Source organism: Enterobacter sp. KBR-315C3_2022 (assembly GCF_041399425.1).
Lineage (GTDB): Bacteria > Pseudomonadota > Gammaproteobacteria > Enterobacterales > Enterobacteriaceae > Enterobacter.
On record NZ_JBGKEB010000002.1, the window covers coordinates 19,003 to 34,317 of the forward strand.

The 15,315-nt window shown below is 59.2% G+C and carries 14 protein-coding genes; 11 read left to right on the top strand and 3 right to left on the bottom strand.

Annotation, left to right across the window (positions count from 1 at the left end):
* The first annotated feature begins 11 nt into the window (after positions 1 to 11).
* The 6 genes from lepB (at position 12) to acpS (ending at position 4,780) form a co-directional block, all read left to right on the top strand.
* Entirely contained in the window at positions 12 to 986 is a 975-nt protein-coding gene (gene lepB, locus AB8804_RS02895; protein WP_371182909.1) for a signal peptidase I, read from the top strand.
* A 227-nt stretch (positions 987 to 1,213) separates the two neighbouring features.
* Complete coding sequence (gene rnc, locus AB8804_RS02900; RefSeq protein ID WP_371183491.1) at positions 1,214 to 1,894, top strand: ribonuclease III; 681 nt, start codon at positions 1,214 to 1,216, stop codon at positions 1,892 to 1,894.
* Positions 1,891 to 2,796, top strand: coding sequence for a GTPase Era (era, locus tag AB8804_RS02905; protein WP_006176722.1), 906 nt, complete (start codon positions 1,891 to 1,893; stop codon positions 2,794 to 2,796). Before rnc ends, era begins: the two co-directional genes overlap by 4 nt.
* A gap of 131 nt (positions 2,797 to 2,927) precedes the next feature.
* Positions 2,928 to 3,635, top strand: a complete 708-nt coding sequence (gene recO, locus AB8804_RS02910) for a DNA repair protein RecO (RefSeq protein WP_371182912.1) — start codon at positions 2,928 to 2,930, stop codon at positions 3,633 to 3,635.
* A 33-nt stretch (positions 3,636 to 3,668) separates the two neighbouring features.
* Complete coding sequence (gene pdxJ, locus AB8804_RS02915) at positions 3,669 to 4,400, top strand: pyridoxine 5'-phosphate synthase (protein ID WP_371182914.1); 732 nt, start codon at positions 3,669 to 3,671, stop codon at positions 4,398 to 4,400.
* Positions 4,400 to 4,780: a holo-ACP synthase gene (gene acpS, locus AB8804_RS02920; RefSeq protein WP_371182917.1), complete on the top strand. Its 381-nt coding sequence runs from the start codon at positions 4,400 to 4,402 to the stop codon at positions 4,778 to 4,780. The genes pdxJ and acpS overlap by 1 nt, the downstream gene beginning before the upstream one ends.
* Here the strand turns inward: acpS and AB8804_RS02925 are convergent.
* Both AB8804_RS02925 and AB8804_RS02930 read right to left on the bottom strand, forming a co-directional pair.
* Positions 4,777 to 5,037, bottom strand: coding sequence for a YfhL family 4Fe-4S dicluster ferredoxin (locus tag AB8804_RS02925; protein WP_014071370.1), 261 nt, complete (start codon positions 5,035 to 5,037; stop codon positions 4,777 to 4,779). The genes acpS and AB8804_RS02925 overlap by 4 nt on opposite strands.
* A gap of 56 nt (positions 5,038 to 5,093) precedes the next feature.
* Positions 5,094 to 5,942, bottom strand: coding sequence for a MurR/RpiR family transcriptional regulator (locus tag AB8804_RS02930; RefSeq protein ID WP_371182920.1), 849 nt, complete (start codon positions 5,940 to 5,942; stop codon positions 5,094 to 5,096).
* 118 nt (positions 5,943 to 6,060) lie between these two features.
* Between AB8804_RS02930 and murQ the strand changes: the two genes are divergently transcribed.
* From murQ to tadA, 4 genes are read left to right on the top strand one after another with little or no spacing between them, the layout of a single operon-like run.
* On the top strand, positions 6,061 to 6,954 hold the full coding sequence (murQ, locus tag AB8804_RS02935; protein WP_371182922.1) for an N-acetylmuramic acid 6-phosphate etherase: 894 nt from the start codon (positions 6,061 to 6,063) through the stop codon (positions 6,952 to 6,954).
* Positions 6,955 to 6,965: 11 nt separating this feature from the next.
* On the top strand, positions 6,966 to 8,330 hold the full coding sequence (locus tag AB8804_RS02940; RefSeq protein ID WP_371182924.1) for a PTS transporter subunit EIIC: 1,365 nt from the start codon (positions 6,966 to 6,968) through the stop codon (positions 8,328 to 8,330).
* 3 nt (positions 8,331 to 8,333) lie between these two features.
* Entirely contained in the window at positions 8,334 to 8,969 is a 636-nt protein-coding gene (gene yfhb / locus AB8804_RS02945; protein ID WP_371182926.1) for a phosphatidylglycerophosphatase C, read from the top strand.
* Between the two features lie 56 nt (positions 8,970 to 9,025).
* On the top strand, positions 9,026 to 9,532 hold the full coding sequence (gene tadA / locus AB8804_RS02950; RefSeq protein WP_371183493.1) for a tRNA adenosine(34) deaminase TadA: 507 nt from the start codon (positions 9,026 to 9,028) through the stop codon (positions 9,530 to 9,532).
* Here tadA and mltF read toward each other — a convergent pair.
* The gene (gene mltF / locus AB8804_RS02955; protein WP_371182928.1) at positions 9,420 to 10,970 is read right to left on the bottom strand and encodes a membrane-bound lytic murein transglycosylase MltF; all 1,551 of its coding nucleotides are present in this window, start codon (positions 10,968 to 10,970) and stop codon (positions 9,420 to 9,422) included. The genes tadA and mltF overlap by 113 nt on opposite strands.
* Positions 10,971 to 11,237: 267 nt before the next feature.
* Here mltF and purL point away from each other — a divergent pair, with 267 nt between their 5' ends.
* Positions 11,238 to 15,125 carry a phosphoribosylformylglycinamidine synthase gene (purL, locus tag AB8804_RS02960; RefSeq protein ID WP_371182930.1) on the top strand — a complete coding sequence of 1,296 codons (3,888 nt, stop codon included), beginning with the start codon at positions 11,238 to 11,240 and terminating at the stop codon, positions 15,123 to 15,125.
* The last annotated feature ends 190 nt before the right edge of the window (positions 15,126 to 15,315 follow it).

The window sequence follows — 15,315 nt, forward strand, 5'->3', positions numbered from 1 at the left end:
AAGGAGTTGGCATGGCGAACATGTTTGCCCTGATCCTGGTCATTGCTACCCTGGTAACAGGTCTGCTGTGGTGCCTGGATAAGTTTATCTTCGCGCCAAAGCGCCGTGAACGTCAGGCTGCCGCGCAGGCCGCTACCGGAGAGGCTCTGGACGCGAAAACCCTGAAAAAGGTTGGCCCTAAACCGGGCTGGCTGGAGACGGGCGCATCGGTATTCCCCGTTCTGGCGATTGTTCTGATCGTACGTTCGTTTATTTACGAGCCGTTTCAGATCCCGTCTGGTTCGATGATGCCAACGCTGCTGATCGGTGATTTTATTCTGGTAGAGAAATTTGCCTACGGCATCAAAGATCCTATTTACCAGAAAACGCTGATCGAAACCGGCCATCCGAAACGCGGTGACATCGTGGTATTTAAATACCCGGAAGATCCGCGTCTGGACTACATCAAGCGCACGGTGGGGCTGCCGGGTGATAAAGTCACCTACGATCCGGTTGCGAAAGAAGTGACCGTACAGCCTGGTTGCAGCTCCGGTACCGCGTGCGAAAACGCGCTGCCAATCACTTACTCAAACGTTGAGCCAAGCGATTTTGTGCAGACCTTTGCGCGCCGTAACGGCGGTGAAGCCACCAGCGGGTTCTTCCAGGTACCTAAAGACGAATCCAAAGAGAACGGTATTCGCCTGGTTGAGCGTAAAGAGACGCTGGGCGACGTTACCCACCGTATCCTGACCGTACCGATCGCGCAGGACCAGGTGGGAATGTACTACCAGCAGCCGGGGCAACAGCTGGCGACCTGGATTGTGCCGCCGGGACACTACTTCATGATGGGTGATAACCGCGACAACTCCGCGGACAGCCGTTACTGGGGCTTTGTGCCGGAAGCAAATCTGGTAGGTAAAGCGACCGCTATCTGGATGAGTTTTGAGAAACAGGAAGGCGAATGGCCGACCGGTGTTCGCCTGAATCGTATTGGCGGAATCCATTAATTCTCATTAATTGAACGCATAGCCGCATTTATTTGCGGCTATGCGAATTATTTCAGCGATAAATCTGTTTGAACTAACGACATCCCCTGTCGTTGTGTATAGAATATTCCCCCGAAGTTTAAGGTTGGCACTGAACAGAAAAGGTGCCACGGCACACGAAACCGCGTTGGTTTTCTCAGGTCGGTTTCGTGTGCTGCATTTTTGACGCATTCATTTATTGGTATCGCATGAACCCCATCGTAATTAATCGGCTTCAACGGAAGCTGGGCTACACTTTTACTCATCAGGAGTTGTTGCAACAGGCATTAACCCACCGCAGTGCCAGCAGCAAACACAATGAACGCCTCGAGTTTTTAGGCGATTCAATTTTAAGTTTTGTTATTGCCAATGCGCTTTATCACCGCTTCCCACGCGTGGACGAAGGGGATATGAGCCGCATGCGCGCGACGCTGGTTCGTGGAAATACGCTGGCGGAAATCGCGCGCGAGTTTGAGCTGGGTGAATGTCTGCGTCTCGGTCCGGGTGAGCTGAAGAGCGGTGGTTTCCGTCGTGAATCCATCCTTGCCGATACGGTTGAAGCGTTAATCGGTGGCGTGTTCCTGGACAGCGATATTCAGACCGTAGAAAAACTGATCCTTAACTGGTATCAGACCCGTCTGGACGAAATCAGCCCGGGCGATAAGCAAAAAGATCCGAAAACGCGTTTGCAGGAATACCTGCAGGGCCGTCATCTGCCGCTGCCGTCTTATCTGGTGGTGCAGGTGCGTGGTGAAGCGCACGATCAGGAATTTACCATCCATTGCCAGGTCAGTGGCCTGAGTGAACCGGTGGTGGGCACAGGTTCAAGCCGTCGCAAGGCTGAACAGGCTGCCGCCGAACAGGCGTTAAAAATGCTGGAGCTGGAATGAGCGAAGAAAAAACCTATTGCGGATTTATTGCCATCGTCGGACGTCCGAACGTTGGCAAATCCACCCTGTTGAATAATCTGCTTGGGCAGAAGATCTCCATCACCTCGCGCAAGGCTCAGACCACGCGTCACCGCATCGTTGGTATCCATACTGAAGGCGCGTATCAGGCGATTTACGTCGATACCCCAGGCCTGCATATGGAAGAGAAGCGCGCGATCAACCGCCTGATGAACAAAGCGGCGAGCAGCTCAATCGGCGACGTAGAGCTGGTGATTTTCGTTGTGGAAGGCACCCGCTGGACGCCGGACGACGAAATGGTGCTGAACAAGCTGCGCGATGGCAAAACGCCGGTGATCCTTGCGGTCAACAAAGTTGACAACGTCCAGGAAAAAGCCGACCTGCTGCCGCACCTGCAGTGGCTGGGCAGCCAGATGAACTTCCTCGATATCGTCCCGCTCTCCGCAGAGACCGGACTGAACGTCGATACCATCGCGGGCATCGTGCGCAAGCATCTGCCGGAAGCGATTCATCACTTCCCGGAAGACTACATCACCGACCGTTCCCAGCGCTTTATGGCGTCTGAAATCATCCGTGAAAAGCTGATGCGCTTCCTGGGCGCCGAGCTGCCGTACTCCGTGACCGTTGAAATTGAACGTTTCCAGACCAACGAGCGCGGCGGCTATGACATCAACGGCCTGATCCTCGTTGAGCGCGAAGGGCAGAAGAAGATGGTGATTGGCAACAAAGGTGCCAAGATTAAAACTATCGGTATCGAAGCCCGTAAAGACATGATGGAGATGTTCGAAGCGCCGGTTCACCTTGAGCTGTGGGTGAAAGTGAAATCTGGCTGGGCCGACGATGAGCGCGCGCTGCGCAGCCTCGGTTACGGCGAAGACCAGTAGTTCTCATACGCTATGGCTTTCGAGGTGCAGGAAGGCGGCAAGGCCGTGAATCCCCGGGAGCTTACTCCAGTAAGTGACTGGGGTGAACGGGCGCAGCCAACGCGCCTGCAACTTGAAAGACGACGCGTATAATGGAAGGTTGGCAGCGTGCCTTCGTTCTCCATAGTCGTCCCTGGAGCGAAACCAGCCTGATGCTGGACGTCTTCACGGAAGAGTCGGGTCGCGTGCGTCTTGTGGCAAAAGGCGCACGTTCAAAACGTTCTAATCTGAAAGGCGCGCTGCAGCCTTTCACGCCGCTGCTGGTACGCTTTGGCGGGCGAGGGGATGTCAAAACCCTGCGCAGCGCCGAAGCCGTCTCTCTGGCGCTTCCCCTTTCCGGCATCACCCTCTACAGCGGCCTTTACGTCAACGAGCTTATCTCCCGCGTGCTTGAACATGAGACGCGCTTCTCTGAACTTTTCTTCGATTATCTTCACTGTATACAGTCGCTGGCTGGCGCTGCGGGCACGCCTGAACCTGCGCTGCGCCGGTTTGAGCTGGCGCTGCTCGGTCACCTGGGCTACGGCGTAGACTTTCTGCACTGCGCGGGGAGCGGGGACGAAGTTGAGGACACCATGACCTACCGCTATCGCGAAGAGAAAGGCTTTATCGCCAGCGTCGTTGTGGATAACAGCACCTTTACCGGGCGCCATCTGCGGGCGTTGTATGAACGGGAGTTTCCCGATGCCGACACCCTGCGCGCGGCAAAACGCTTTACCCGCATTGCGCTCAAGCCGTATCTTGGCGGTAAGCCTTTAAAGAGCCGCGAATTATTCAGGCAGTTTGTACCGAAACGTTAGACTACAGAATCGAAAAGAAAACCGAGGATTGTCATGGCTGAATTACTGTTAGGCGTCAACATCGACCACATCGCCACGCTGCGTAACGCGCGCGGCACGGCGTATCCCGATCCGGTACAGGCGGCGTTTATCGCCGAGCAGGCGGGCGCCGACGGCATTACCGTTCACCTACGCGAAGATCGTCGCCACATCACCGATCGTGACGTGCGCATCCTGCGCCAGACGCTGGATACGCGCATGAATCTGGAGATGGCGGTAACGGAAGAGATGCTGACGATTGCCTGCGAAACGAAGCCGCACTTCTGCTGCCTGGTGCCGGAGAAGCGTCAGGAAGTGACCACCGAAGGCGGTCTGGATGTGGCGGGCCAGCGCGACAAAATGCGCGACGCCTGCAAACGCCTGGCCGATGCCGGTATCCTGGTGTCTCTGTTCATTGATGCGGACGCCGGGCAAATCAAAGCCGCAGCTGAAGTGGGCGCGCCCTACATTGAAATTCATACCGGCTGCTATGCCGATGCCGAAACCGAAGCAGAGCAGGCGAAAGAGCTGGAGCGTATTGCCAAAGCCGCAACCTATGCCGCAAGCCTGGGCATGAAGGTTAACGCCGGGCACGGCCTGACCTACCACAACGTCAAGGCCATCGCCGCGCTGCCGGAGATGCATGAGCTGAACATCGGCCACGCCATTATTGGCCGCGCGGTGATGAGCGGTCTGAAAGAGGCGGTCTCCGAAATGAAGCGCCTGATGCTGGGAGCGCGTCGGTAATGGCCATTCTGGGTTTAGGCACGGACATTGTTGAAATCGCCCGCATCGAAGCGGTGATCGCCCGCAGCGGCGATCGCCTGGCAAGACGCGTGCTGAGCGACAGCGAATGGGCCATCTGGGAAACGCATCAGCAGCCGGTGCGTTTTCTGGCAAAGCGTTTTGCCGTTAAAGAGGCGGCGGCAAAAGCCTTCGGGACGGGGATCCGCAACGGCCTGGCGTTTAACCAGTTTGAGGTCTTTAACGACGAGCTGGGAAAACCCAGCCTGCGCCTGTGGGGCGAGGCGCAAACGCTGGCTGAGAAACTGGGCGTGAATCACATCCACGTGACGATCGCGGATGAACGCCACTATGCCAGCGCGACGGTGATTATCGAAAGTTAGAGTTTGTCCGCGTGGTGCATCAGGACAAACTTATCCCACAGCTGCTCTTCGCTCTCGACGTGCGCCGGATCTTTCAGGATGGTATTGGGGATCGGGCACACTTTCTGGCAGGTCGGCGTCTCATAGTGGCCGATGCATTCGGTGCAGCGGTCGCTGTTAATCTCATAAATGCTGTCACCCATCGAAATCGCCTCGTTCGGGCATTCGGGTTCGCACATATCGCAATTGATGCATTTTTTGGTGATTAACAGCGCCATCAGGAAATTCTCAGAAACATCACAAACAGGGCGGGCATTATACGCTCATTCGTTGCTCAAACCAGTTTTTTTACCAGCTCTTCGCTGTGGCGAATGCGCTCCGGCGCGTGCTCCAGATCCTGCTGTACCAGCGCCATAAACAGCAGGTCCGTCAGCATCATTTGCGCGCTGGTGGACGAGATTGCCGCGCTGCGCGTGGCCTGCTCTTCGGCGATGGTGTACAGGCAGCGCGTGGCCCGCTGCTGCAGCGCATTGGGCGTAAAGCCGGTGATCGCCAGAATTTTACCGCCCACGCGCAGGGCTTCATCGGTGGCCATGTTGATCTCCCGCCGCTCGCCGGAGTAGGAAATGGGGAGCAGCAGATCGTCAGGATCCATCGCCTGAACGGTGGCGAGCAGGGCGTGCATATCGTGTTCAACAATGGCGTTGTAGCCGATTTTCGTCAGCTTCCAGCCGAAATTGCGCGCCACAAGGCCGGATGCACCTATTCCGGTCAGCACGATGCGCCGCGCCGCGCGCAGCATCGCGACGCTTTCCAGTAATTTTTCTTCGCTGTTGACGTCAAGCGTGGCGTGCATCGCCGCGACGTTCTCTTTGATCAGCTTTTCGCCGACGAGGCGCATAGGGTCATCGCCGCGGATCTGATTATGGACCGGCATCGACTGCGGGTTCGGGTTGCTGACCAGCGCCTCGCTGAGGGCCAGCTTGAGGGCCGGAAAACCCTTAAACCCGATCTTCTGGGCAAACTTCACCACGCTCGACTGGCTCACGCCGGCTTCGCTCGCCAGCTGCTGTGAGCTGAGATGACGCGCGCGATCGGGCTGCGAAAGCAGAAAGTCCGCCAGCTTTTTGTCGCTTTGGGCAAAACCCGGATAACGCTGGCGAATGCGAATTAAACAGTTCATACGGTCTCCTGGCGAAAATGTGATTGCCTGCGCAAATACGGATTTTGCTCGCCTGAATGAATTTTATATTCCATTATAGTGCGATTATTATGAATTAAAAATTCTCGAGGTAAAAAAGATGAATCTAGGCTCCCTTGTTTCCGAAACGCGTAATCCACAAACCATGGATCTAGATGCGCTCTCCACGCTGGAACTGGTAAACCGTTTTAATCAACAGGATACGCTGGTAGCGCAGGCAGTAAAAGAGACATTACCTGAGGTGGCGAAGGCTGTCGATGCCGCGGCAAAAGCGCTGAAAGCGGGCGGGCGCATCATTTACATGGGCGCGGGCACCAGCGGACGTCTCGGCGTGCTGGATGCCTCCGAGTGCCCGCCAACGTTTGGCGTGCCGCACGGGCTGGTGGTGGGGCTCATTGCCGGCGGTCCCGGCGCGCTGCTGAAAGCGGTTGAAGGCGCAGAAGACAACAGGCAGCTCGGCGAAGACGATCTGAAGGCGCTGGACCTGAAGGCGGAAGATCTGGTCGTAGGGCTGGCCGCCTCCGGGCGCACGCCGTACGTCATCGGCGGGCTGGAGTACGCCAACCAAACCGGCTGCACCACGGTGGCAATTTCGTGCAATCCGGGCTCGCCCATTGCGCAGGTGGCCGCGATTGCTATCTCCCCGGTTGTCGGGCCGGAAGCGCTGACCGGCTCCACGCGCCTCAAGTCCGGAACCGCGCAAAAGCTGGTGCTCAACATGATCTCCACCGGCGCGATGGTGAAGTTCGGCAAGGTCTACCAGAACCTGATGGTGGATATGCAGGCCACCAACATCAAGCTGGTGGACCGCGCCTGCCGCATGGTGGTCGAGGCCACGGGCGCAAGCCGTGAAGAGGCTGAATCGACTCTTAAACTCACCGATAACGACGTAAAACCGGCGATTCTGATGATTTTAAGCGGGCTGGACGCAGAGGCCGCGCGGGCCAAACTTGCTGCACATGATGGATTCTTAAGAGCAGCGTTAGAAAACTAACAGAGGCGTTTATGGACAAGACAGCAGCGCTCGCCAGCGACATCCTACAGGGGATCGGTGGAGAAAAGAATATTCAGCGTCTGGAAAACTGCATGACGCGCGTGCGCGTTGAGGTGCATGACGACGACCGTCTCGATCTGGCTCGCCTGAAAAAGCTTCCCGGCGTGAGCGGATACGTCAAGCAGGGCCAGCAGCACCAGCTGATTGTGGGGCCTGGCAAGGCGGCGCAGGTCGTCGACGCTATGCGGGCGCTGATGACCGGCGGTGAAGCGACGGCCTCCGTTGACGACGCCGACCGCGTCAAGGCCCAGGCAAAGGCGAAATACAAAGCGCCGATGAGCGACGCGCTGCGCCAGCTGGCAAACGTCTTTATCCCGCTTATTCCGGCGTTTATCGCCTCAGGCCTGATAACCGGGATTATCAATATCCTCAAGCGCCCGGATATCGTCGGCGATTTCGCCACCCAGTATCCTAACCTGCTCGGTATTCTGGGCATTTTCGGCAGCGCCGTGTTCGCCATTATGAACATTCTGGTGGGGGTTAACGCCGCGAAGGTGTTCGGCGGTTCGCTGGCGATGGGCGGCGTGATGGCCGGTATTCTTTCCAGCCCGCAGCTCGCGCAGATCACGCTGTTCGGCGAAGCGCTTCAGCCGGGCCGGGGCGGCGTCATTGCGGTGCTGCTGGTGGTCATTCTGATGTGCTGGATTGAGATAAAGCTGCGCGCCGTGCTGCCCGGCTCGATTGAGCTGATCCTCAATCCGCTGCTGACGACGCTGATAACCGGCAGCGTGGCGATTGTGGCGCTGCAGCCGCTCGGCGGCTGGATTTCTGAGGCGATCGCCCACGGCGCGTCTTTAGCTATCGATCGCGGCGGCCTGCTGGTTGGCGCCGTGCTCTCAGGCACCTTCCTGCCGCTGGTGCTGACCGGCCTGCATCAGGGGCTGGTGCCCATTCACGTCGAGCTGGTACAGGCTCACGGCTACAACGCGCTGCTGCCCATTCTGTCGATGGCGGGCGTAGGGCAGGTGGGCGCGGCGATAGCGGTGCTGATGAAAACCCGCAACGCGCGGCTGAAAAAGGTGATCAAGGGCGCGCTGCCGGTCGGATTACTCGGAATTGGCGAGCCGCTCATTTTCGGCGTGACGCTGCCGTTGGGGAAACCGTTTCTGGCGGCCTGTCTCGGCGGCGCGGTGGGCGGGGCGCTGATCAGCTACTGGAAGGTGGCGACCGTAATCACCTTTGGCATCTCCGGTTTACCGCTGGCATTAACCATCGTCACCGGAAAAGTTGCGCTCTATCTGCTAGGCTATCTGGCTGCGGTTATCGCCGGGTTCTTTTTTACCTGGCTAATAGGGTTCAACGATCCAGAGGAGTAAGGTTTGAATAATTACGAGCGTCGCGTTGTCTTTTTTGACCTGGACGGTACGCTGCATCAGCAGGATATGTTTGGCACGTTCATACGCTACCTGCTTCGTCGCCAGCCGCTCAACGCGCTGCTCGTTTTGCCTCTCTTACCCTTTATCGGCGCGGGGCTGCTGATCCTGGGCCGCGCCGCGCGCTGGCCCATGAGCCTGCTGCTGTGGGGCTGCACCTTTGGCCACAGCGAAGCCCGGCTCAAGGAGCTTGAACACGATTTTGTCCAGTGGTTTCGCGGCCACGTGACCGCGTTTCCCGTGGTTCAGCAGCGGCTTACGGACTACCTCAACGCGAACGATGCGGACATCTGGCTGATTACCGGCTCGCCGCAGCCGCTGGTGGATCGGGTCTATTTTGATACGCCCTGGCTGCCGCGCGTAAACATCATCGCCACCCAGATCTCCCGCGCCTACGGCGGCTGGGTGCTCACCCTGCGCTGTCTGGGCCATGAGAAAGTGGTCCAGCTTGAGAAGCGCATCGGCGCGCCTCTGAACCTTTACAGCGGCTACAGCGACAGCAAGCAGGACAACCCGCTGCTCAACTTTTGCCAGCACCGCTGGCGCGTCACGCCGCAGGGCGATCTTCAGCAACTCGAATAGTCTTATCCAGAACGGGTGTGTATAATGCCGCCCGCTTTGAACTGGAGTATCTGCCCTTGTCCACCACTGAACACGATCATGAATACTGGATGCGCCACGCGCTTGCGCTGGCTCAGCGCGCCTGGGACGAGGGTGAAGTGCCCGTCGGCGCGGTGCTGGTTCATCACAACCAGGTGATTGGCGAAGGGTGGAACCGCCCGATTGGCCGCCACGATCCTACTGCGCACGCCGAAATCATGGCGCTACGCCAGGGCGGCCTGGTGCTGCAAAACTATCGCCTGCTTGAAACCACGCTGTACGTCACGCTTGAGCCGTGCGTCATGTGCTCCGGCGCGATGGTACACAGCCGCATCGGTACGCTGGTCTTCGGGGCGCGGGATGAAAAAACCGGCGCGGCAGGCTCGCTGATGGACGTGCTCGGCCATCCGGGAATGAACCACCAGGTGGAGACTATCGGCGGGGTGCTTGCACCAGAGTGTTCGGGGCTATTAAGTGATTTCTTCCGTATGCGTCGGCAGCAGAAAAAGCAACAAAAGGCAGAATTGAAGCTGAAGGACGATTAACTTCGTCCGGCGAGACCACCGGATAGCTCTGCGCGATCTGCTGCGCCTCGGTCGCCTCTTTTTCCTTCTCCAGCAGATAGCCCACCAGGCTTATCTGATACTTTCGGATATTCTCAACGTAGGCGTAGGCTTCATGCCCGCGCGCGTAGCCGTACGTCAGCTTGTTGTACCACGGCTTTTGGCTCAGCAGCGGCAGGCGCTGCTTAACGTCTGACCAGCTGTCGGGATTGCCTTTGGTTTTTGTCGTCAGCGCGCGCGCGTCCAGCATGTGCGCGTAGCCCATGTTATAGGCCGCCAGGGCGAACCAGATCCGCTCCTCTTCCGGCACCGTTTCCGGCACCTTCGTCATCATATCCTGCAAATACTGCGCGCCGCCGCTGATGCTCTGTTCCGCATCGGTCCTGTCAACGACACCGAGGCTTTGCGCGGTATTCTTGGTCAGCATCATTAACCCGCGCACGCCGGTCGGGGAGGTGGCCTGGGTATCCCAGTGCGACTCCTGGTAGGAAATCGCCGCCAGCAGCCGCCAGTCAATTTTCTCGGCGTACTTCTCGAACAGCGGCTGCAGGTCCGGCAGCACGCTGTCCACCGCGCGCAGGAAGCTGCGGGTATCAACGTAATCAAAGTCATCCCCGTGGCCGAGGTACTTCTCTTCCAGCCGCGCCAGCGTGCCGTCTTCATTAATGGTGTTGAAGAAATCCAGCATGGCGGCGGAAAGGGTTTGATCGTCATCCAGCTGGCTAAACCAGGTCACCGGCTGCTCATCGGTCACGTCCAGCGCCACGGCAATTTCCGGATGAACGCGCTGGAAAAGGCTGATCGCCACCGAATCGGCAATCGTGTAGGCCAGCTTTTTATCTTTCACCTGCTCCAGCAGCTCGTTGGTGCCGAGCTTCGGATCAACCTTCCAGCTGAGGTCAGGGTATTTCTTTTCCTTGAGGCTGCGCAGATCTTCAATCACCACGTGCCCAGGCGCGATCGTCAGTTGCTGCTCCGTAAGCCCTTCCAGCGAGCGCGGGCGCAGGTTGCCAACGCGATACACCAGCTGCTGGGAGACGGAATAATAGGTCGGGCCCGGCTGGTAATTCTTGCTGCGCTCGGAGTTATAGACCAGCCCCGCGGCGAGCACGTCTGCGTTGTTGTGGTCAAGATCGTCAAACAGCTGATTGATATTCTGGCGAACGGTAATGTCGAGCTTAACGCCGAGGTAGTCAGCGAACTGCTGGGCCAGCTCATAGTCGAGGCCAATCGTTTTGCCGTTGATATCGCTGTAAATGAGCGGAGAGGAGAGGGTACTGACGCGAAGCACCCCCCGCTCCTGAATGGCGGCGATACGGTTTTCGGGTTTACCGAACCAGGGGATAGAAGGCCAGAGGGCCACTGCCAGCAGCAACGTTACAATGCCGATGAGCAGATAATTAATCTTTAATTTTTTCAATTAGTTAATTCTCTGCGACGTCAATTGCCTCAGTGCGCTGTAGCCATGTTAATCATAAGGTTTGCCATTGAATGAGCGGCATTTTGCGTAAACTTGCGCCACTTGGCAACAAATTAGAGAGAGAGGTCACATCTATTGTTAAACCTCTGCGCGGATTTTATTTCGACGCAAACGGTTTCGTCGGCGCTCAGGATTCTCTATAATGACGCCCGTTTTCCCCCCTTGCGCACACTGTAAGCGCCCCGGCGCTTCGAAGACGAGAGACTTATGATGGAAATTCTGCGTGGTTCGCCTGCACTGTCTGCCTTCCGTATCAACAAACTGCTGGCACGTTTTCAGGCAGCCGACCTTCCGGTAAGCACTATATACGCTGAGTATGTCCATTTTGCTGACCTGAATGCCCCCCTGAATGCAGAGGAGCGCGTACAGCTGGAGCGCCTGCTCAAATACGGCCCTAGCCTGAGCAGCCACGCGCCAACCGGTAAACTGATCCTTGCAACGCCGCGTCCTGGCACCATCTCCCCCTGGTCTTCCAAAGCGACCGATATCGCACACAACTGCGGCCTGAGCCAGGTTAACCGCCTTGAGCGCGGCGTGGCGTACTACGTGGAAGCATCCACCCTGACCGACGCGCAGTGGCAGGCGGTAGCCGCCGAGCTGCACGACCGCATGATGGAGAGCGTGTTTACCTCTCTTGAGGACGCGCAGCAGCTGTTCTCCCATCACCAGCCCGCGCCGGTGCAAAGCGTGGACCTGCTCGGGCAGGGCCGCCAGGCGCTGATTGACGCCAACCTGCGTCTCGGCCTGGCGCTGGCAGACGACGAAATCGACTACCTGCAGGACGCGTTCGTTAAGCTGAACCGCAACCCGAACGACATCGAGCTCTACATGTTCGCGCAGGCCAACTCCGAGCACTGCCGCCATAAGATTTTCAACGCCGACTGGGTCATCGACGGTGAGAAGCAGCCTAAATCGCTGTTCAAAATGATCAAAAATACCATGGAGCAAACCCCCGACCACGTGCTGTCTGCCTATAAGGACAACGCCGCGGTAATGGAAGGCTCCGAGGTTGGGCGCTACTTTGCCGACCACGCCACCGGCCGCTACGACTTCCATCAGGAGCCTGCGCACATCCTGATGAAGGTGGAAACCCACAACCACCCGACGGCAATCTCCCCGTGGCCGGGCGCGGCGACCGGTTCCGGCGGTGAAATTCGTGACGAAGGCGCCACCGGGCGCGGCGCAAAACCGAAAGCGGGCCTGGTGGGCTTCTCCGTCTCTAACCTGCGCATCCCGGGCTTCGAACAGCCGTGGGAAGAGGATTTCGGCAAGCCGGAGCGCATCGTGACCGCGCTGGATATCATGACCGACGGCCCGCTGGGCGGCGCGGCGTTTAACAACGAATTTGGTCGTCCGGCGCTGAACGGCTACTTCCGCACCTACGAAGAGAGAGTGGACAGCCACAACGGCGAAGAGCTGCGCGGCTACCACAAGCCGATCATGCTGGCGGGCGGGATCGGCAACATTCGCGCCGATCACGTGCAGAAGGGCGAGATCGTCGTCGGCGCAAAGCTGATCGTGCTGGGCGGCCCGGCGATGAACATCGGCCTGGGCGGCGGCGCGGCATCCTCTATGGCCTCCGGCCAGTCTGATGCGGATCTTGATTTTGCCTCCGTGCAGCGCGACAACCCGGAAATGGAGCGCCGCTGTCAGGAAGTGATCGACCGCTGCTGGCAGCTCGGCGACGCCAACCCGATCCTCTTTATCCACGACGTGGGCGCGGGCGGTCTCTCCAACGCCATGCCGGAGCTGGTCAGCGACGGCGGCCGCGGCGGCCGCTTCAACCTGCGCGACATCCTGAGCGATGAGCCGGGCATGAGCCCGCTGGAAATCTGGTGTAACGAATCCCAGGAGCGCTACGTGCTGGCGGTTGCCGCCGACCAGCTGCCGCTGTTTGACGAGCTGTGCCGCCGCGAGCGCGCGCCGTACGCCGTCATCGGCGAAGCGACCGAAGAACAGCACCTTTCCTTAAGCGACACCCATTTCGACAACCAGCCGATCGACCTGCCGCTGGACGTTCTGCTCGGCAAAACGCCGAAAATGACCCGCGACGTGCAAACCCGTCAGGCGGCGGGCAAGGCGCTGGACCGTCAGGGCATTACCGTTGCCGACGCGGTCAACCGCGTGCTGCACCTGCCTGCGGTTGCGGAGAAAACCTTCCTCGTGACCATCGGCGACCGCACCGTGACCGGCATGGTCTCGCGCGACCAGATGGTCGGCCCGTGGCAGATCCCGGTGGCGAACTGCGCGGTCACCACCGCCAGCCTCGACAGCTACTACGGCGAAGCGATGGCGCTGGGCGAACGTACCCCGGTGGCGCTGCTGGACTTTGCCGCCTCCGCCCGCCTGGCCGTGGGTGAAGCGCTGACCAACATCGCCGCCACCCAGATTGGCGATATCAAACGCATCAAGCTCTCCGCGAACTGGATGGCCGCCGCTGGCCACCCTGGCGAAGATGCGGGCCTGTACGAAGCGGTGAAAGCCGTCGGTGAAGAGCTGTGCCCCGCGCTCGGCCTGACCATCCCGGTGGGCAAAGACTCGATGTCGATGAAAACCCGCTGGCAGGAAGGCAGCGAGCAGCGCGAGATGACCTCTCCGCTGTCGCTGGTGATCACCGCGTTTGCCCGCGTGGAGGACGTGCGCGGCACCGTCACGCCGCAGCTTTCCACTGAAGATAACGCCCTGCTGCTGATTGACCTGGGCAAAGGCCACAACGCGCTGGGGGCCACCGCGCTGGCGCAGGTGTACCGCCAGCTCGGCGATAAGTCAGCCGACGTGCGCGACGTCGCGCACCTGAAAGGCTTCTACGACGCGATCCAGGCGCTGGTGGCACAGCGTAAGCTGCTGGCCTACCACGACCGTTCCGACGGCGGCCTGCTGGTGACGCTGGCCGAGATGGCCTTCACCGGCCACTGCGGCGTGGAAGCCAATATTGCAACGCTTGGCGAAGACCGTCTGGCGGCGCTGTTCAATGAAGAGCTGGGCGCGGTGATTCAGGTGCGCGCGGCGGATCGCGAAGCCGTTGAGGCGCTGCTGGCGCAGCACGGCCTGGCGGACTGCGTGCACTATCTCGGTAAGGCGGTGCAGGGCGATCGCTTTGTGATAGAAGCAGACGGCCACGCGGTGTTCAGCGAAAGCCGCACCACCCTTCGCATGTGGTGGGCGGAAACCACCTGGCAGATGCAGCGCCTGCGCGATAACCCGGAATGCGCGGACCAGGAGCACGACGCCAAGGCCAACGACAACGACCCGGGCCTGAACGTGAAGCTCTCCTTCGACATTAATGAAGACATCGCCGCGCCGTACATTGCGACCGGCGCGCGGCCAAAGGTGGCCGTGCTGCGCGAGCAGGGCGTTAACTCCCACGTTGAGATGGCGGCCGCCTTCCACCGCGCGGGCTTTGACGCTATCGACGTCCACATGAGCGACCTGCTGGCAGGGCGCACCGGGCTGGACGATTTCCAGGCCCTGGTGGCGTGCGGCGGGTTCTCCTACGGCGACGTGCTGGGCGCGGGTGAAGGCTGGGCGAAGTCCATTCTGTTCAACAGCCGCGTGCGCGACGAGTTCGAAACCTTCTTCCACCGTCCGCAAACGCTGGCGCTGGGCGTGTGTAACGGCTGTCAGATGATGTCCAACCTGCGCGAGCTGATCCCGGGCAGCGAGGCGTGGCCGCGCTTCGTGCGCAACCGATCTGACCGCTTCGAAGCGCGCTTTAGCCTGGTGGAAGTGACGCAAAGCCCATCCCTGCTGCTTCAGGGCATGGTGGGCTCGCGGATGCCTATCGCCGTTTCTCACGGGGAAGGGCAGGTTGAGGTCCGCGATGCGGCGCATCTGGCGACGCTTGAAAGCAAAGGCCTGGTGGCGCTGCGCTTCGTCGATAACGCCGGCAAGGTGACTGAAACCTACCCGGCGAACCCGAACGGCTCGGCCAACGGCATCACCGCGGTGACCAGCGAAAGCGGCCGCGCGACCATCATGATGCCGCACCCGGAGCGCGTGTTCCGCACCGTGAGCAACTCCTGGCACCCGGAAAACTGGGGTGAGGACGGCCCGTGGATGCGTATCTTCCGCAACGCGCGTAAACAGCTGGGTTAAGGTTTAAAGCAGGTACTTTGTAGGCCCGGTAAGCTTAGCGCTGCCGGGCTTTTTTATGCATGTCGCAAAATTGCGACAAAGATGGCATGAAGCTGTCTCTAAATGGAGACACTTAGCTCATTGATTTATATATGACAGGAAAAGTTCCCGTTAAGGTGTTGCTTAATAGCGACACTTAGCCTGGAAACCA